General features: G+C 42.2%; 1 protein-coding gene. It reads left to right on the forward strand.

The features are described 5' to 3' along the window. Positions 1-42: 42 nt before the first annotated feature. A partial coding sequence (locus V7783_RS21170) for a hypothetical protein (RefSeq protein ID WP_442961406.1) occupies positions 43-509 on the forward strand: 467 nt, incomplete at its 3' end.

Genomic DNA, 509 nt, shown 5'->3' on the forward strand with positions numbered 1-509 from the left:
GTTCCGCGCCATCTTTACTCCGGATTAACAGGATATAAAATTATGATTAAGACACACCACTTTCAGGTGGACGATGCTGTGCTATATGGCGTTGAGAAAGCTGTTCTCCTGAATAATTTAAAGTACTGGCTTGACCATGCCAAGGCTAACGGTAAAAAAGCTATTGACGGCTACTACTGGACGTTTAACAGTGCCACTGCATTTGCTGAATTAATCCCATATATCTCACCTAGCAAGATAGGTCGATTAATGCGTGAATTAGAAGCCGATGGAATAGTTATTGTAGGTAATCACAATAGAGCAGGATATGACCGCACAAAGTGGTACACAATGCCCGAATATGCCCTACAGGCCGCGTCACCAGTCATTGTTCAAAACGTGACACTCCATTGTCCTGATTTGAACAATGCATTGTCACAATTTGAACAACCGCATGGGGGAGGTCGGCTTCAAGCAAAATATACGATTGATCGGAGGCAAAATAAAATTTACGTGTTTCGTCTAAATCA

Origin of the sequence: Pseudoalteromonas sp. (assembly GCF_036960685.1) — a bacterium.
Taxonomy (GTDB): Bacteria; Pseudomonadota; Gammaproteobacteria; order Enterobacterales; family Alteromonadaceae; genus Pseudoalteromonas.